This window comes from Mesorhizobium sp. M0496 (assembly GCF_040321205.1).
Classification (GTDB): Bacteria; Pseudomonadota; Alphaproteobacteria; order Rhizobiales; family Rhizobiaceae; genus Mesorhizobium.
Window position 1 is genome coordinate 1 of sequence record NZ_JAMYRC010000044.1, and the last position, 17814, is coordinate 17814.

General features: G+C 62.9%; 17 protein-coding genes and 1 pseudogene. 2 read left to right on the forward strand and 16 right to left on the reverse strand.

The window, feature by feature from the left end; translation table 11 throughout:
- Positions 1-83: 83 nt before the first annotated feature.
- The 3 genes and pseudogenes from NKI73_RS27425 to NKI73_RS27435 all read right to left on the reverse strand — a co-directional run.
- Positions 84-191: pseudogene (locus NKI73_RS27425) on the reverse strand (antibiotic biosynthesis monooxygenase); the annotation flags it as partial.
- 160 nt (positions 192-351) lie between these two features.
- Positions 352-1434 (reverse strand): acyltransferase family protein, encoded by a 1083-nt coding sequence (locus NKI73_RS27430; RefSeq protein WP_352634320.1) that lies wholly within the window; start codon positions 1432-1434, stop codon positions 352-354.
- Between the two features lie 128 nt (positions 1435-1562).
- Positions 1563-3470, reverse strand: coding sequence for a propionyl-CoA synthetase (locus NKI73_RS27435; RefSeq protein ID WP_352634322.1), 1908 nt, complete (start codon positions 3468-3470; stop codon positions 1563-1565).
- 135 nt (positions 3471-3605) lie between these two features.
- Here NKI73_RS27435 and NKI73_RS27440 point away from each other — a divergent pair, with 135 nt between their 5' ends.
- A complete protein-coding gene (locus NKI73_RS27440; protein WP_352634323.1) occupies positions 3606-4451 on the forward strand; it encodes a DUF2259 domain-containing protein in 846 nt (281 codons plus the stop codon).
- Positions 4452-5114: 663 nt separating this feature from the next.
- Here NKI73_RS27440 and dhaK read toward each other — a convergent pair.
- The 13 genes from dhaK to NKI73_RS27505 form a co-directional block, all read right to left on the reverse strand.
- Positions 5115-6101 carry a dihydroxyacetone kinase subunit DhaK gene (gene dhaK, locus NKI73_RS27445; protein ID WP_352634325.1) on the reverse strand — a complete coding sequence of 329 codons (987 nt, stop codon included), beginning with the start codon at positions 6099-6101 and terminating at the stop codon, positions 5115-5117.
- A gap of 36 nt (positions 6102-6137) precedes the next feature.
- Positions 6138-6560, reverse strand: coding sequence for a hypothetical protein (locus NKI73_RS27450; RefSeq protein WP_352634327.1), 423 nt, complete (start codon positions 6558-6560; stop codon positions 6138-6140).
- A gap of 11 nt (positions 6561-6571) precedes the next feature.
- Positions 6572-8158, reverse strand: coding sequence for a phosphoenolpyruvate--protein phosphotransferase (gene ptsP, locus NKI73_RS27455; protein WP_352634329.1), 1587 nt, complete (start codon positions 8156-8158; stop codon positions 6572-6574).
- Positions 8142-8444, reverse strand: coding sequence for an HPr family phosphocarrier protein (locus NKI73_RS27460; protein ID WP_352634330.1), 303 nt, complete (start codon positions 8442-8444; stop codon positions 8142-8144). The genes ptsP and NKI73_RS27460 overlap by 17 nt, the downstream gene beginning before the upstream one ends.
- A 17-nt stretch (positions 8445-8461) precedes the next feature.
- Complete coding sequence (gene dhaM / locus NKI73_RS27465; RefSeq protein ID WP_352634332.1) at positions 8462-8851, reverse strand: dihydroxyacetone kinase phosphoryl donor subunit DhaM; 390 nt, start codon at positions 8849-8851, stop codon at positions 8462-8464.
- Complete coding sequence (gene dhaL / locus NKI73_RS27470; RefSeq protein ID WP_352634394.1) at positions 8848-9450, reverse strand: dihydroxyacetone kinase subunit DhaL; 603 nt, start codon at positions 9448-9450, stop codon at positions 8848-8850. The genes dhaM and dhaL overlap by 4 nt, the downstream gene beginning before the upstream one ends.
- Positions 9451-9522: 72 nt before the next feature.
- Positions 9523-11166 carry a dihydroxyacetone kinase subunit DhaK gene (locus NKI73_RS27475; RefSeq protein WP_352634334.1) on the reverse strand — a complete coding sequence of 548 codons (1644 nt, stop codon included), beginning with the start codon at positions 11164-11166 and terminating at the stop codon, positions 9523-9525.
- Between the two features lie 70 nt (positions 11167-11236).
- Positions 11237-12250: an ABC transporter ATP-binding protein gene (locus tag NKI73_RS27480; protein WP_352634336.1), complete on the reverse strand. Its 1014-nt coding sequence runs from the start codon at positions 12248-12250 to the stop codon at positions 11237-11239.
- Positions 12243-13355: an ABC transporter ATP-binding protein gene (locus NKI73_RS27485; protein ID WP_352634338.1), complete on the reverse strand. Its 1113-nt coding sequence runs from the start codon at positions 13353-13355 to the stop codon at positions 12243-12245. Before NKI73_RS27485 ends, NKI73_RS27480 begins: the two co-directional genes overlap by 8 nt.
- Positions 13356-13357: 2 nt before the next feature.
- Complete coding sequence (locus NKI73_RS27490) at positions 13358-13561, reverse strand: hypothetical protein (RefSeq protein WP_352634340.1); 204 nt, start codon at positions 13559-13561, stop codon at positions 13358-13360.
- A 343-nt stretch (positions 13562-13904) separates the two neighbouring features.
- Positions 13905-14855, reverse strand: a complete 951-nt coding sequence (locus NKI73_RS27495) for a carbohydrate ABC transporter permease (RefSeq protein ID WP_352634341.1) — start codon at positions 14853-14855, stop codon at positions 13905-13907.
- Entirely contained in the window at positions 14852-15799 is a 948-nt protein-coding gene (locus NKI73_RS27500; protein ID WP_502905673.1) for a carbohydrate ABC transporter permease, read from the reverse strand. The genes NKI73_RS27495 and NKI73_RS27500 overlap by 4 nt, the downstream gene beginning before the upstream one ends.
- Before the next feature lie 220 nt (positions 15800-16019).
- Positions 16020-17351: an ABC transporter substrate-binding protein gene (locus NKI73_RS27505; protein ID WP_352634343.1), complete on the reverse strand. Its 1332-nt coding sequence runs from the start codon at positions 17349-17351 to the stop codon at positions 16020-16022.
- A gap of 155 nt (positions 17352-17506) precedes the next feature.
- On the opposite strand from NKI73_RS27505, the gene NKI73_RS27510 reads away from it, so the two are divergent.
- The gene (locus tag NKI73_RS27510; protein ID WP_352634344.1) at positions 17507-17782 is read left to right on the forward strand and encodes a hypothetical protein; all 276 of its coding nucleotides are present in this window, start codon (positions 17507-17509) and stop codon (positions 17780-17782) included.
- Positions 17783-17814 lie beyond the last annotated feature (32 nt).

A 17814-nucleotide genomic window follows, 5' to 3' on the forward strand; every position in this document is an offset into this window, starting at 1 on the left:
AGGGTTTTTTGTCCCTCTTGATCGCTCTCTTCCAACTCCGGCCCAAGCCGGTCGCCGCTTAGGGGCCGGATTGTTCACGGTCGACCGGGCTCGATTCGCACGGAGGCCTCGATCTCTTCGGCAAGCTGAGTTTTATAGCTGTCGATCTGCTCAGGATCGATTTCCAGTTCCGCCATCCTGACAATCAGCATCAATAGGTCTCTTGCTTTTTGTACCGGCCGCGAACCATCGGCGTCCTTTCCGGCTGAGTTTCAAACTGCCCCACGATCCAGGCCTCGGAATCCTGCGCTGGACAGCACGGTTCCTGGGCAAACTGGGCATGGCTAACCCCATTTGGTCAACAAGTCGCGGCTACGCGGCCTTGAGCCGATAGCGGAAGACGGTGTGGTCGAGCAGCAGCCGGATGCGTGGTTCGGCCTCCGTCGCCACCAGCCAGCTTGCCGCGATCATCGTCGCGCCAACGACCGCCATCGAGACGAGATGCGGCAGTCCCGCGCGGACCAGGACGCCGAGCAGGGCGGCGCCGACGACGTCGTGGATCAGGTAGAGCGGATAGGTCATCAGTCCGATCCGGCGCCAGCCGCTCCAGGACAGGTCGAGCCGCAGCGACCATGCCATCAGCGCGATGCCGACAAGGAAGATCAGGATCGGCGGCGCGAACGGCATCTCTCGCCCGACCTTCAGGATATGAACGTCGACCGAACTGGCTATCTGCAGCACGCCGCCGCCCAGGAACAGGGCGCAGAAGGCAAGGCGGGCGGCTGTCACCGCCTTGAAGCGCATCAGCCACAGCATGACGCCGGTCGCGAAGAAAACGCCATGGTGCACCAGAAGCAGGTCGAGCGTGCGTGTTTCGGCGAGATCGGACAAGCCGAGCGGGTAGTAGAGGCACCAGAACAGCGTGCTGGCCAGGCCGATGGCGATGGCCACCATTTCCATCAGATGGAAGCGGCCGAGCCGCAGCAGGATCCAGACGATTCCGTAGAAGGCGATCTCGATGCCGAGCGTCCAGTAGACGCTGTCCACCCATGGCGCGTAGGGGGCGAACAGGCCGGTGCGGACGAGCCGGATGACAGCATCGGTCGGCCAACTGAGGCCGATGGTCAGAAGCACCACCGCGGTGATTGGCGCGCAGATCCACACCGCCGGCGCCAGCCGCTTCACCCTTGCCTCGAAGAACCGCAGCGGCGTCGATGTCTCGGCGCTGAAGGCGATGACGAAGCCGCTGATGACGAAGAAGATCTGGACGCCGACCCAGCCGGATTCGACCCAGGCGCCTATTGCCGGCTGCGGGGGAACGCCGCCCGTGGCGCGCGCCGAAACGCCGTCCGGATACGCCCACACCCAGAAGCCATAGTGGTAGACCATGACCATGACGGCGGCGAGAAACCGCAGGATGTCGACGCCGCCAAATGTGATCTTCTTTTGAGCCATACCGTCCCGCCGGATGGCCCCCCAGTACGGACCTTAAGGCGCGTTGCTGCGTTGCACAATAAGAGATTGGATGCAGCAAGTAAGACATTTGCTTCAGCGCCGGCGCTGCCATACGCGATTGGCAGCCGCTAAATCCCGATCCCCCGCGCCTTCAGCGCAACTGCGATCTCGTCGAGGATGACCGGGTCGTCGATCGTCGCCGGCATCGCCCATTCTTCCTTGTCGGCGATCTTTTGCATGGTGCCGCGCAGGATCTTGCCGGAGCGTGTCTTGGGCAGGCGCTTGATCGTCACCACCGTCTTGAAGGCGGCGACCGGGCCGATGCGTTCGCGCACCAAGCCGACCACCTCGTTCTCGATCAGGCCGATATCGCGCGTTACCCCCGCATTCAGCACCACGAAGCCGAGCGGGACCTGCCCTTTCATCGCGTCGGCAATGCCGATAACCGCGCATTCGGCGACATCGGGATGGGCCGAAAGCACCTCCTCCATGGCGCCGGTCGACAGCCGGTGGCCGGCGACATTGATGATGTCGTCGGTGCGGGCCATGACGTAGAGATAGCCGTCCTCGTCGACCATGCCGGCATCCGCCGTCTTGTAGAAGCCGGGGAATTCGTCGAGATAGGCTTGGCGGAACCGATCATCGGCGTTCCACAGCGTCGGCAGGCAGCCGGCCGGCAGCGGCAGCTTGACCACCACATTGCCCAGCGTGCCGCGCTTCACCTCATGGCCACCATCGTCGAGCACGCGGATGTCGTAGCCGGGCATCGGCACGCCGGGCGAGCCGTATTTCACCGGCAACAGGCCGAGGCCGGCGGGATTGATCGTCATCGGCGAGCCGGTCTCGGTCTGCCACCAATGGTCGACCACCGGCACGTTCAGCTTCTGCTCCGCCCATTTGATGGTTTCCGGGTCGGCGCGCTCGCCGGCAAGGAACAGCGTGCGGAATTTCGACAGATCGTATTTCGCAATGAATTCGCCCTTCGGGTCCTGCCCCTTGATGGCGCGAAACGCGGTCGGCGCGGTGAAAAGTGCTACGACGTCATGCTCCGCTATCACCCGCCAGTAGGTGCCGGCATCGGGTGTGCCGACAGGCTTGCCTTCGAACAGGATGCTGGTGCAGCCATGCAGCAGCGGCCCGTAGACGATGTAGGAATGGCCGACCACCCAGCCGACATCGGATGCCGCCCAGAACACCTCGCCCGGCTTGACGCCGAATTCGTTTTCCATCGTCCATTTCAGCGCGACCATATGGCCGCCATTGTCGCGTACGATGCCCTTGGGCTGACCGGTCGTGCCCGAAGTATAGATGATGTAGAGCGGATCGGTGGCAAGCACCGGCACGCAATCGACATTGGCGCCGGCCGCCCGTTCGCGGGCGACGGCATCGGCGTAGTCGATGTCGAAATGCTCCTTCAACTCGCAGCGCAACTGGTCGCGCTGCAGGATCAGGCAGGCATCCGGCTTGTGGCGGGAGATCTCGATCGCCTTGTCGAGCAGCGGCTTGTAGGCGATGACGCGGCCCGGCTCGAGGCCACAGGATGCCGAAATGATCAGCTTCGGCCTGGCGTCGTCGATGCGGGTGGCAAGCTCATGCGAGGCAAAACCGCCGAAGACCACCGAATGCACGGCGCCGATGCGGGCGCAGGCCAGCATGGCGATGGCCGCCTCGGCCACCATCGGCATGTAGATGATGACGCGGTCGCCCTTGCCGATGCCGCGGTTCTTCAGCACCGAGGTGAGTGCAACCACCTCGCGCTTGAGTTCGGCATAGGTGAACTTCTTGACGGTACCGGTGATGGCGCTGTCATGGATCAGCGCGATCTGGTCGGCGCGTCCGCCCGCGACGTGGCGGTCGATGGCGTTGTAGCATGTGTTGCAGGTGGCGCCGGTGAACCATCGGCCATAGACGCCGGCCGTGGCATCGAACACCTTGTCATAGGGCGAATACCAGTCGATGGCGCCGGCCGCGTCCGCCCAGAATTGTTCCGGGTCGCGTTTCCAGCCGTCATAAACCTCGTGATAGCGTGAAGCCATCCGGTTCCTCCCAGGAATGATTTTCTGCCCTCCAGATAGCGCGCTCTAACCTTGGCCGCAAATGCACGCCATTGTGCTGCAAATGCACGCCATTGTGCTAATGACATTGAGCTGGGCACTTGGGGGCAAGCTGCTATGAAATTGCGATACGGGATTGGCGCAGCGGTGTTTGCCGGGCGATCCTTGCTTCCGTCCTTCCTGGGTGTCGTGCTCGCGATCTCCACCGGAACCGCTCAGGCAGGCGATGCGGCGGCACGACGTATCCTCGGCTTTTCGCCCGACGGTGCTTATTTCGCCTTCGAGCAATATGGAACGCTCGACGCCGGCGCCTCGGACTCCGGCTGGTCGGAGATCGACATCATCGACACGCGCACCGATGAATTCGTCGGCGGCAAGCCGATCCTCGTCGTCGACGAGTCAGAGGAGGCGATTTTGACCCTGGAGCAGGCGAGGGCGCAGGCCGCCGCACAGGCCGCGCCCGTTCTTGCCAGATATGCCATCGCATCGCAGGGCGAGCAGACAGCTTCCGACAAGTTCACCTTTCCGGGCGAAATGGTTGCCTACAACGACATTCCCCGCCTCGAACAGGTGTCGCAGAAATGGCTTTCGCCGCTCTATGACGAAACGGGCATTTCGATCGTCCAGCTTGACGAGATCCTGGCGGCCAGCGCGAGCGATTGTTCGGCGAGTTTCGCTGCGACGCAGCAAGGCGACCAGGCACTTCAAGGTGAAAGGGCGGGCAAGGCGCTCGGCTTCCGGCTGACGCTGCAAGGGCAGGACGGCAAGCCGTTCAAGATCCTGCACGAGGACAAGTCCGTGCCGGGCTCAAGAAACTGCCCGACCTCCTACAGCCTGTCGGAATCCTATAAATTCACCCCGGCCGGCAAGCCGGCGGTGATCGTCGTGCTGGTGCAGCGTTTCAGCCAGGGTTTCGAAGGGCGCGATCGCCGCTTCCTTGCCGTGACCGGGCAGCCGCGCTGACACGACCACGGCCCAAAGTTGCCCTGTCGATGACTATTGATTGTTCTAGATCGGCAAGGCCACAAGCATGAGGCCAATGCCGCCAGCGATCAAAATAGCTGTCGCCAGCGCTTTTCTGTGACGTTCGAAGCTCGTCGGAGCCCGCTCCCAATTGTAACGCATACGCTATCTCCCCAAGACCCAGGCAGGTTTTACCTTACTCTAGGGAAGAAAAGCAACGGCCGAGCGGTCGGTTCCCTTGCTTGTCGCCTCGCGCTGGCGACTATTTCTGGGGCGATTCCGGCCGGGAACAGGCTGCGGATGCGATTTTGCGACCGGGAGGATTTGTCAAAAGGCAAACAGCGCGTGCCGCCCGCCGGCGGGGAGTTCGAGGTCGACAAGGGGACGCTCGATCAGGACATGGCGGCACTGGCCACGGAGATACGCGCTGATGGCCGACGGTCCGCTCCTGCACGCTTTGTTTCGCTGTCATCTTTGGACAGCGCAAAGGGCCGTCAGGGACTTTGCTAGCAAATTGTCGGCGTCGACAGCCGGCGCTTCCGGATCGGCGTAGCGCAGCAGCAGCTGTTCTTCGGCAGGTGTAAGGGGCGGCAGCATCAACCCGGACAATGTTGCGGATCAAAGGGAGAAGATGGTCGCAGAAAAGCATGGCGGAAGCCAGGGCTACATGCCCCAGCGTAGCGCCGCCGTGTGTACAGGCGCGTCCCAGAATGCGGTCGTCTCGTCGTCGAGTATGGTGAGTGTGATCGAGCAGCCGGCCATGTCGAGCGAGGTGACGTAGGAGCCGACCAGCGAGCGGGTCACCGTCACGCCATGCGTCTCGAAAATCGCCCGCGCGCTGTTGTACATCAGATAGAGTTCCATCAGCGGCGTGCCGCCGAAGCCGTTGACGAACAGCAGCGCCGGGCCTTTCGCCCTGTCGCCGAGATCGCCCAGGATCGCGGCACAAATCTCCTGCGCGATAGCATCGGCGCTTTTCAACGTGTCGCGCCGGCGGCCGGGCTCGCCATGGATGCCGACGCCAAATTCCATCTCACCGTCGCCGATGTCGAAAGTCGGCTTGCCCGCCGCCGGCACCGTGCAACTGGTCAGCGCCACGCCCATCGAGCGGGTGGCGGCGTTGACGCGGTCGCCCAGCGCCTTCAGTGGCGCCAGCGCCAGGCCATGCTCGGCTGCCGCGCCGACGATTTTTTCCACCACCAGCGTGCCGGCGACGCCGCGCCGGCCCGTCGTATGAGAAGAATTCTCGACGGCGACATCGTCATTGGTCACGATCTGCTGGATGCCTTCCGACATCTCGGCCGCCATGTCGAAATTCATCACGTCGCCCTCATAGTTCTTGACGATGAACAGGCAGCCGGCGCCGGTGTCGACGGCTTCCCCCGCTGCCAGCATCTGGTCCGGTGTCGGCGAGGTGAACACCTGGCCGGGGCAGGCGGCGTCCAGCATGCCGTGACCGACAAAGCCGCCATGCAGCGGCTCGTGACCGGAGCCGCCGCCGGAGATCAGCGCCACCTTGCCCGACCGCAAGGTCTTGCGGCGGATGAATTTGTGCTCGTCGCCAAGCACCAGGATGTCGGCATGGGCGGCCACGAACCCGTCAAGGCTTTCGGTCAGCACCGTGTCCACCGAATTCATGAATTTCTTCACGGCCGTCTCCTCCCGAAATAGGCCAGATAGAAACGATCAGCCACCCTTGCCGGTGATGCTGGTGATCTTCTGGATGAAGTCGTTCACCGCCCTGTCGAGCGCTGCATTCTGCTTGTCGTCGCCGAAATCCGGCACGATCAACGAAACATGCCGCGTCTTCCGCATCCCTGCGGCGACGGACATTTTGCCGGGATGCGCCTGATGGTAGGCGGCGAGAAACTGGTCACGCTCGGCCGGACTGAAATGGCAGACGGAGAAAATAGCCGGCAAATGTTTTGACGGAATCGGGATCGAATAGGTGGGGCTGGAAATCTGCGTGACGAAACTGCGATGTTTGCCGAGCGCGTCGGCGAGGCGCTGACGCATACCGGACGGGCGCTGGTCGATGACGTGCGACAGGATCGTCTTGTAGGCGCGGATCGCCTCTTCGGAACCGGGTTCGGGTGTCCTGTCGACCATGCCAGCCGCGCCTAGACCGAAATATCAGCTATGGCCGCCTTGGCCATGGCGAGTTGCGCCGGAGCGACGGAAAGGTCGCGCAGGCCGGCTTCGAGCAGTGACGGGATCGAGGCGGGATCGCCGCCGGCATCGCCGCACAGGCTGACCGGGATTTCTTCACGCAGGCCAAACGCGGAGACGGCAGCGATCAGCCGCAGCACAGCCGGATGACGGACGGAATTGAGATGTGCCACGGCGGCGTTGTCGCGGGCCGCCGCCATGACGTATTGGGTGAGATCGTTGGAGCCGATCGAGAAGAAGGCGGCTTCGGTAAAGGCTTCCGGCACGATCGCGACGGAAGGCACCTCGACCATGATGCCGAGTGGAGGCATCTTGTGTGCGACGCCGCGAGCGGCAAGTGCAGTCTGTTCTTCGGCGAACATCGCCGCTGCCTGCCGGTATTCCTCTACAATGGCGATCATCGGGAACATCACTTTCAGGCTGCCGTGCACGGCGGCGCGCAACAGCGCCCGGATCTGTACACGAAACACCTCCGGTCTTGCCAGCGACAGCCTGATGCCGCGCAGGCCGAGGAAAGGGTTGCTCTCCTCGACGGTGAAGCCCGGAACCGGCTTGTCGCCCCCGGCATCGACAGTACGGATCGTCACCGGCTTTTCGCCGGCCCACTCCAGCACCTTGCGGTAGGCGCGATATTGCGTCTCCTCATCCGGAAGCGTCTTGCCGAACAGGAATTCGGTGCGCATCAGGCCGACACCGTCGCAAGTGACGATATCGATGCTGTCGACTTCGGACGGGTCGGTGATGTTGACCTGCACGCGAACGGGCGTGCCGGCCTTGGTGACTGCCGGCCGCGCCAGGAAAGTCCCGGCTTGGTCCCGGCGTGCTGAGAACGACGACGACGATTGGCGAAAGGCAGCTATTTCAGCCTTGGAGGGCGACAGCACGATGCTGCCATGTTCGGCGTCGAGCAAGGCGATGCCGGCAAGATTGGCCGGTGAGCTGCCAAGACCCACAACCATAGGCACGCCGCGCGAACGCGCCAGCATGGCGACGTGGCTGGCGGTGCTGCCTGCCCTCAGCGCGATGCCGCCGCCGCTGCTCCAGTCGGTTTCGAGAAAACGCGTCGGTGCGATGTCTTCACCATAGAGGATGGCGCCGGCTGGCACCTTGACGTTATCATCCTCGGTCAGCGCCCGCAGCACCTGGTCCCTGATGTCGCGTATGTCGGCGGCACGTGCGCGGAAATAGTCCTGGTCGGAAGCATCGTAGCCGGCGATTTCGGTGTCGAGCGCCTGCCGCCAGGCTTGATCAGCCGGCTGGCCGGCGCAGATAGCGGCAAAGGCCGGGCTGCTCAGCGCATCATCTTCCAGCATGGCGATCTGGAATTCGAGCATGTCGGCCGCAGCGCTCTCAGCTGCCTCGATCAATGCGGTGAGACGAGCCGCCGCAATGGCGATTGCAGTCTCAAGCGCGGCCCTCTCGTCGTCGGCTGTATCTTTGCCGACATACGATACGATAGTCTGGTCGAGATCGAACAGCGGCCCTTCGGCATAGCCGGCCGAGGCCGAAATGCCTTGCAGCCTAAGCGGTTCGGACATGGTCCGTGCCTTCGTCGAAATCGCGGCGCACCAGCTCGACCAGCGCGTCAACGGCATCATCGGCGCCGTCGCCACTGGCCCTGATATGCAGCACCGTACCCTTCGGCGCCTTGGTCGCCATTACCTTAACGATGCTCTTGGCGTCGAACCATGGCCCGTTGGCGGCCAGCGCTATTTCCACCTCTGCGGCAAAAGTCTTGGCCAGCTTGGTGAACTTCACCGAAGGGCGCGCGTGCAGGCCCACCTCGTGGGTGATCACAACGGTCGCTTCGGCGGATGCGGACATGTCTTCAAGCTTCCCGTTCACGACGGCGACAATTCATGCGCCGTCGCCACCACTTCTTTCAGCGAGGCGCCGCCGGAAGATTCGGTCGCCGCCATCACCGCGCCTTCGACGATCGGAGCATTGCACACGATGATCTTTTGCGACCGTGGCTCGCCGATCATCTCCACCGCCATTTCACTGTTGGTCTCAGCGCCGCCGAGATCGACCAGGATGGCGACGCCGGCTTCCGACCAGGCCTTGTCGATAGCTCCCATGATCGCCTCGACATTGGTGCCGAGCCCCCCATGGCCGTTTCCGCCGCACCATGCAAGCGGCACTTCGTCACCCACCATCTGCCGCACCATGTCGGCCGTGCCCTCGGCAATGAGCGGCGAATGCGAGACGATGACGATACCGACATTGCTCATGCGCTTTTTCCGATGGTTTGCGCCACAGTGCGCACCAGCAGCGCGGTTGAGCGCGCGCCGGGATCCATGTGGCCGATCGAGCGGTCGCCGAGGAACGAGGCGCGGCCGCGCAAGGCCTTCATCGGCATGGTCGCATCGGCCGCAGCGTCGGCGATATTGGCGATTTCCGGCGCCGTCTTTCCCCGCAGCAATGCGTCATGCACCGGCTGCAGCACGTCGAGCATTGTCTTCTGCCCGACCTGCGATTTGCCACGCGCGGCCACCGCTTCGATGGCCTTGCCGAAAGCCGCCGTCAGATCGGCGCGATCGGGCTCCGTCGAAATCTCCTTGCCGAGCGCCATGAACAAGGTGCCGAACAGCGGACCGGAGGCGCCACCGATCGTCATCACCAGCTTGGTGCCGATCGCCTTCAGCGCCTCGGGCAGCGATTTGGCGGCAAACGCCTCGGCATCGGCCCGCACAGCCTCGAAGCCTCGCTTCATGTTCAGCCCATGGTCACCGTCGCCGATCGCCTGGTCGAGCGCCGTCAACTCTTCGGCATGCGCGCCAATCGTATCCGCTGCGGCCGCGATCAGCTCGGCAAGGTTCAACGCCGCCATGTCACCTGCGTTCCCGGTTTCCATCTTGCCGGCAGTATCGAAAGAACGCTCATTCGACAACTGAAGCATGTTTCAGGCCGCTTCATGCAGCGCGGCGGCGGCCGCGAAGACTTCAGCCATCGCATAGGCGCCGGGGTCGACCACGCCTTGCAGCTTGCTGCCGACATAGGCAGACCGACCGGCCTTCGCCCTGTCCATGGCGGCCGTAGCCTCGGCACCGAGTCGTGCCGCTGTTACCGCTTCGTCAAGACCACTGGCGGCGAGCGCTTTCAGCGCTGGTTCCAAGGCATCGACCATCGTGCGATCCCCCATCTTGGCGCCGCCATAAAACGTCATCCGTTCGAGGCCGGCAAGCAGCGCCTTGGCTAGGTTCGCGCCGCCGTCCTGAGCCTGCGCCGCCGCGGTGAAGAAGATCGACAGCAGCACGCCGCTGGAGCCGCCCATGGACGCGCTCAGAGTGTCGCCTATTGCGCCAAGGGTCGCCGCAGGTTCGGCAAGCGGCAGCGTATCAAGCCGCTCCAGCACACTGCGCGCACCGGTCGCCACCGTCGAGCCGGTGTCGCCGTCGCCTGCCTTGGCGTCCAGTCCGTTCAAGGTAGCTTCGAGCGCGATCAGCCTTTCGCAGATGGCGACGACAAGGCGCCTGGTGCGTGCATCCTGGCTGGGCTTGCGTGTCGCGCTCTGTCCGGCCGCTCTCGCCATCGGCACGACGGCAGGCTGCACAACAGGCTTCGCCGGCATCCAGGCCTGTGGTCCGACCGGCGCCAGCAAGGCTGTCTCGCGCGCTGCGTCGAGCCGGATTAGCGACAGCGAGAAGCCGTTCATGTTGAGCGCGGTCATAAGCGGGCCGGGGCCGATCGTCAGCTTGATGGTTCTGCGCAGCGGCGAGGCCAGCACCGCGTTGGCGATAACAGACATTTCGAGCGGTGGCACGGAGCCAAGATTGTTGATCAGCAAGGCGTAGGTGGCCTGGGGATCGAGCCGCACCGCAAGACGCTCACCCATGATCGCGACCAGCCTGTCGGCGCTTTGCACGGCAATCCGCTCCACACCCGGCTCGCCATGGATGCCGAGGCCGAGCTCGCCGTCATTTTCACCGAACCTGTCCTCGTGCGGCTGGCCGGGGATCGAACACGACGAAAGCGACATGCCGAGCGAAACGATGTCCTTCGCCGCCGCGCGAGCGACTGCCGCAACGGAGGCCAGGTCATGACCGGCTTCCGACAGATGGCCAGCGATCTTGTGCACGAACAAGGTGCCGGCAACGCCGCGCGGCTGGGTGATGTCAGGCAAAGCGATGTCGTCGGCGACGATCACCATCTCGACGCGAAACCCTTCGGCGCGCGCCTTCTCGGCCGCCAGGCCGAAATTGAGACGGTCGCCGGTATAGTTCTTGACGATCAGCAGGCAGCCTGCCGGACCGGTGACCGCGCGGATGGCCGCCAGCACCGCCTCGACGCTCGGTGAGGCAAAGATCTCACCCGAGACCGCCGCCGTCAGCATGCCCTTGCCGACAAAGCCGGCATGCGAGGGTTCGTGCCCGGCGCCGCCGCCAGAGACGATGCTGACTTTCGTCCTGTCCCAGTCGGCACGCAGGACGACCTTGATCTCGGGATAGCCGTCGAGACGTGCGAGATCGCCTGATCCAATGGTCCGCAACAGGCCGTCCAGCGCCTCGGTGACGATCGTTTCCCTGCGGTTGAAAAAGTGCTTCATCGAATTCGTCCCGTATTAGCAAAGTCAAAAACCGGCGCTGAGCCGCTGGCAGGCAACACCGAAAACCGTTTCACATAAGCCTTTGTCCGTCGGCGCCAAAATACAGCGGCGACCGGTAGCGGATCACCACTTTGTCGCCTTGCGCCAGATCCGTGTCGGGATCGGTCAACGTTACCAGCTTCTTCGGCCCCACCGTCACATGCAGGTGGTTCTGGTCGCCGAGATGCTCGACCCAGTCGACCACGCCGTCGGCATGGCCATTGGTTGCCTTTTCGATCGTCAGATGTTCGGTGCGCGCGCCGATCGTCTTGGTTCCGGTCGGTGCGCCGCTGTCAGGCAGCAGCCCGGTCGGCAGAAGATTGATCGCCGGCTGGCCGAGTCTTGCCGCGACATGCAGGTTAGCCGGCTCAGAGTAGATCGTCCGCGGAGAACCGATCTGCACCAGATCGCCGTCGGCAAGGATGCCGATGCGATCGGCCATGGTCATCGCCTCGATCTGGTCATGCGTGACGTAGAGCATGGTGGCGCCAAGCTCGGTCTGGATGCGCTTGAGCTCAAGCCTGAGGTCCCCGCGCAGCTTGGCGTCGAGCGACGACAGCGGCTCGTCCATCAGATAGATCGAGGGCTTGCGCACCAGTGCGCGGCCGATGGCGACGCGCTGCATTTCGCCGCCCGAAAGCTTGGTCGAACGGTTGGCGAGCTTGTGATGGATGCGCACCATCTTCGCCACCTCCTCGACCCGCCGGCGGATCTGGTCCTCCGGCATCTTTCGCGCCGGCGAGCGCAGCGGGAAGGCGAGGTTGTCGAACACCGACAGATGCGGATAGAGCGAATATTGCTGGAAGACGAAGGCGGTGTCGCGCTCGGCCGGCGACAGTGTCGTGGCGTTGTGTCCGCCGATTTCGATCGTGCCGGAATCCGGCCGTTCCAACCCGGCGATCAGCCGCAGCGTCGTCGTCTTGCCAGCCCCGGTCGGCCCGAGCAGCACGACGAATTCACCATCTGATATATGCAGGTCGAGGCCGTTGACGGCGGCATGATCGCCAAAACTCTTGGTCACGTTCCTGATGTGCACGTCAGCCATGACGGGCCCTCCGCTCAGAGGCCACATCGTGGACCGCGGTTCTCACCGCGCGGCCGGATCCTTTCTCGAACAGCGACAGCCGCGCGCTGCTCAGCGTCAGGCCGACATGATCGCCGGTGGAGAGGCGGATTTCGGCCGGCACGCGTGCCTTGATGATGCCGTCCGCCGTCTCCACCGCGACGATCTGCGTTGTGCCGAGATATTCGGTGCCGTAAATGGCGCCGCGCAACTTGGAGGCATCGTCGAAGCGGATGTGTTCGGGCCTGATACCGAGCGCCATGTCGCTAGGTGCGATATCTTCGCGCACCTCAGGCACCGCGACCTTGGCGCCCTGCACGACGATCTCCTTCGCGCCCTTGGCGAGCCCGCCGCCAAATCCCAAAAAGTTCATCGGCGGCGAGCCGATGAAGTCGGCGACGAACATGGTCGCCGGGCGGTCGTAGATTTCGCGTGGGCTTCCGAACTGTTCGATGACGCCATGGTTCATCACGGCGATCTTGTCGGCCATCGACATCGCCTCCATCTGGTCGTGGGTGACATAGACCGTGGTGGCGTGGATGCGGTTGTGCAGTTCGCGCAGTTCATGGACCATCAAATCGCGGAATTCAGTATCAAGGGTCCCCAGCGGCTCATCCATCAGGAAGCACTTTGGCCGCCGCACGATGGCGCGGCCAAGCGCCACGCGCTGACGGTCGCCGCCGGCAAGGCCGGAGACGGATTTGTTGAGCAGATGGTCGATGCGCAGCAGTTTTGCCGTCTCCTCGACCCGCGTGCGGATTTCGGCCGACGGCATGCCTTGCGCCAGGAGCGGGAAGCCGATGTTCTTGCGCACGTTCATATGCGGATAGAGCGCGAACAGCTGGAAGACGAAGGCGATGTCACGCTCGCGGGCCCGCAGCATGGTGACGTCGTCGCCGCCAAGCAGTATCTGGCCGCCCGTCGGCAGCTCAAGTCCGGCGATCATGCGCAAGGTCGTCGTCTTGCCGCAGCCCGACGGCCCGAGCATGACGAAGAACTCGCCATCCTCGACGACGAAGTTGGAATCCTGCACGGCGACGAAATCGCCGAAGGCCTTTCTCAGGTGCTGGACGCGAATTTCGGCCATGATTATTCCGGAAATTTCGAGACGACGATGAACATTACGGTGCCGGCGAGCATGGTGATGAAGGAGTAGGTGTAGAGCGACAGCGCGAAGGGCTGGAACAGCATCAGGAAGCCGATGGCGATCAACGCCGTCGCGATGTTCTCCATCAGCCCGCGCCTGGCCCAGCGAGGCCATGATGATTTCCTGGAGATGGCGGCGCGCGTCATACGTAGCCTTCCTTTTCCACGTCCAAAGGGAGAGATGGCTGCCAGGTGGTTCCCCCACTCCGTCGCTGCTTCGCAGCGCCACCTCTCCCCCCTCCGGAGGGAGAGGAAGGGAGCCTGGCTGAATTAGGTTCGCGCCCTTCCTCTACCCCGTCGATCGGGGGAGAGGTGTCGAGCGAAGCTAGACCGAGTGGGGGTCGACCTGGCGCGGCGCCAGACGATACATGTGCCCGCTTGCCATGCGCGCTATCGCTAAATGCTAAGCGTTCGCAAATGTGTCGATCCCGTAGCCGTGAACGAGGAGAAGGGAAACGGTGACACCGGCGGTCTCTTATTCCCACATCAATCATTTGCGCACCGCGCCGAAGGTGATGCCGCGCAGCAATTGCTTGCGAAGCAGGATGGTGAAGACCAGGATCGGCACCAGGAAGATCGTTGTCCCGGCCGCCACCGCCGGCCAGTCCTGGCCGCCTTCGCCGATGATGGTCGGGATGAAGGGCGGCGCGGTCTGCGCCGTGCCGGAGGTCAGGAGCGCTGCGAAGGCATATTCGTTCCAGGCGAAGATCAGGCAGAAGATCGCGGTGGCGGCGATGCCGGTCGTCGCCTGCGGCAGCACGGTGCGCCAGAAGGCCTGCAGCCGCGTATAGCCGTCGATCATCGCCGCTTCCTCATATTCGCGCGGGATCTCGTCGATGAAGCCTTTCAGCAGCCACACCGCCAGCGACACGTTGACCGCCGTGTAGAGCAGGATCATGCCGAGTGCCGTGTCGGACAGGCCAAGCTCGCGGTACATCAGGTATATCGGAATGGCGACGGCGATCGGCGGCATGAAGCGCGTCGACAGGATAAAGAACAGAAGATCGTCGGCCAGCGGCACCTTGAAGCGCGAGAAGCCGTAGGCCGACAGCGTGCCGAGAAACACCGCGCAGAAGGTCGAACCGAAGGCGATGATCAGCGAATTGACGAAACGCGGCAGGAAGTTGGACGGACCGGCGATCACCATGTTGCGCTTGCGCGTGGTCTCGTCGCAGAAGCCCGTCGCCGGGCCCAGCGAGTTGATGTATTCCGGCGTCTGCCGGGTCCGCGTCGTGAACAGGTTGCAGTAGCCTTCGAGGCTCGGCTGGAACAGGATCTTGGGCGGATAGGCGATCGAATCCGGTGGCGTCTTGAAACTGGTGGCGAAGATCCACAGCAGCGGCACGATCGAGATCAGCGCATAGGCAATGATGATCGCGCCGGCGATGCGCTTCGAGTTGGCCGAGGGTGCGACGACCGAATGGGCTGTGGTCAGGCTCATCTCTGCTTCACCTTGTTGAGCGCCTTGACGTAGATGTTAGCCAGCCCGAACACTGCGACGAACAGGATGATGGCGAAGGCCGAGGAATAGCCGGTGCGCCAGCTTTCGAAGGCTTGCCGCTTCAGCGTGATCGAGGCGACCTCGGTGGTCGAGCCCGGCCCACCGCCGGTCAACAGGTTGACCATGTCGAACATCTTGAAGTTCTCGATGCCGCGAAACAGCACCGCCAGCATGATGAAGGGCAGCGCCATCGGCAGCGTGATCGACCAGAACTGCCGCCAGTTCGAGGCGCGGTCGACCTCGGCGGCCTCGTAGATGTATTCGGGGATCGAGCGCAACCCGGCGAGGCAGATCAGCATCACGTAGGGCGTCCACATCCAGGTGTCGACGATGATGATCGACCACGGCGCCAGCGACACGTTGGAGAGCATCTGGATATCCGTCGGCGGGATCCACGTGACGAACGAGATGGCATAGGCGAACAGGCCGATCTGCGGCTCGTAGAGGAAGCGCCAGAAATTGCCGACCACCGCCGGCGACAGCATCATCGGCACCAGGATCAGCGTCGTCCAGAAGGCATGGCCGCGGAATTTCCGGTCGATCAGCCAGGCCAGCGTGAAGCCGATCAGCGTCTGCAGCAGGATGGTCCAGAACACGAAATGCGCCGTCGTCTGCATGGCGATCCAGATATCCTTATCGCCGAGGATACGCTGGTAGTTGGCAAAGCCGAGGTTCTTCACCACTTCGTTCGGCCGGTTGGCGCGGTAGTTGGTGAACGACAGATAGATCGCCCAGAACAGCGGGAAGATGTTGATGGCCAGCAGCAACAGGATCGTCGGCGAGATGAACAGCCAGGCGAGGCCCTTGTCGCTGATGCCCCGGACCTTGCGGGCCAACGGCTCCGGGGTCGCCCGGGCAACGTTATCCGCGGTCCGATTGAGCATGGTGAGTCCTGCTTCGGTCACTTGGTCGTCTCTGTCATGGAATTTATCGGAACTGCGTCCCGTGCCAAGGGCGGCACGGGACCAAGAGCATGATGCCGAAAAGTGTGCAGCGGTTTTCGGACGACATCATGCTCTCTCTTTTTATCCCTGGAGGCGGATGATTTCTGGTCGATTCGACCTAAAAATCATCCGCCTCTGGGCCTAGCTCGGGAGGAGCCGGTTACATCTTGCCATCGTCCTCGAAGACCTGCGTCCAGTCCTTGACCAGGCCGTCCAGTGCGTCCTTTGCCGATCCCTGGCCGGCGACGACATAGTCGTGGAAGCGCTTCTGCGAGGCCTGCAGCAGCGGTGCGTAGCTCGGCTCGGCCCAGAAGTCCTTCACGATGGCCATCGAGTCGAGGAAGGTCTGCGCGTAGGGCTGGCTCGCCGGGAAGGCCGGATCCTTGACCACCGCGTTGAGGCAGGAATAACCGCCGAGCGACCACCACTTGGACTGCACGTCCTTGTTGGCGAACCACTTGATGTATTTCAGTGCCGCTTCCTGCTTGTCGGAATAGGACACCACCGAAATGCCCTGGCCGCCGAGCTGGGCGAACTGCTCGCCGTCGGAACCCTTCGGATTGACGAAGTAGCCGATCTTGTCGCCGCCTACATTCTCATCCTTCTGCAGGCCCGGCCATGTGAAGGCGAAGTTCATATGCATCGCCACCTGGCCGGATTTGAAGGCATCGACGCCTTCGCCCATGTAGCTGTTCGAGGCGCCAGGCGGAGTGCAGCAATCATAGAGTGCCTTGTAGAACTCCAGGCCCTTCACCGACTTGTCGGAGTTGACGAAGCCTTCCATTTCGTAAGGCTTCTTCGGGTTCTCGTACTGGAAGCCGTAGCTGTAGAGCACGTCCATGGCGCCCATGGTGATGCCTTCCGAGCCGCGCTCGGTGTAGATCGAAGCGCCATAGACGGTCTTGCCGTCGATCTCGCGCTTCTGGAAGAATTCGGCGACCTGCTTCAACTGGTCGAAGGTGGCCGGCGGGCCGAGATCCCAGCCGTACTTCTCCTTGAATTCCTTCTGCAGTTCCGGCTTGGAGAACCAGTCCTTGCGATAGGTCCAGCCGACGACGTCGCCCATGGCCGGCAGCGCCCAGTAGTTCGGCGTGTTCTTCGGCCATTCCGAATAGCCGACGACAGTTGCCGGCACAAAGTCGTCCATGCTGATCTTCTCCTTGTCGAAGAAGTCGTTCAGCTTGACGTAGTGGCCGTTCTCGGCGGCGCCGCCGATCCACTGGCTGTCGCCGATGATCAGGTCGCACAGCTTGCCATGCGAATTCAGCTCGTTGAGGAACCGGTCGGCATAGTTGGTCCACGGCACGAATTCGAATTTCATGCCGATGCCGGTTTCCTTGGTAAAATCTTTGGACAGTTCGACAAGCGCGTTTGCCGGGTCCCAGGCGGCCCAGCACAGCGTCAGGTCTTCAGCGTGCGCGACGTTCAAGACGGCTGTCGACGCTGTAATCGCCGAGGTCAGTCCCAACGCCAGTTTCAAGCTCGATTTCATGCCTTCCTCCCATTTGCGAAACGCGCCCGGATGACGGTTTCAAGAGCCTTCAACCCCTCTCCTCAGGGGCCTAAACATGGCGGCGCAACAGCACCGCAGATGTTTAGTAATTTGTTTAGTGATGCAATTTTTACTAAACAAGGCAAGCGAATTCGTTGCTGCGTCGCAGCATGCCGGGGGCGGTGTCTGAAAACGTTGGAAAAAGTGCTGCTCGCTCGTCGGGCGTTCGTAGCCGTGCAGCCAACGCCGACGCATTATTCGCAGATCGCCTGGGCGGTGATCCTTGGCGCATTGTTCTTCCAGGAATACCCGACGGGCTGACGCTGGTCGGCCTGGCGGTCGTCGGTGGAGCCGGCCTGCTGACCATGGTGCGCGAGGAAGCGCGGCTGGGTACCGTGCGCTGGAACCCGTTTTCGCGCACCCGGCTTTAAGCCGGCACCGGTTGCACGGCGACCGTCAGCGC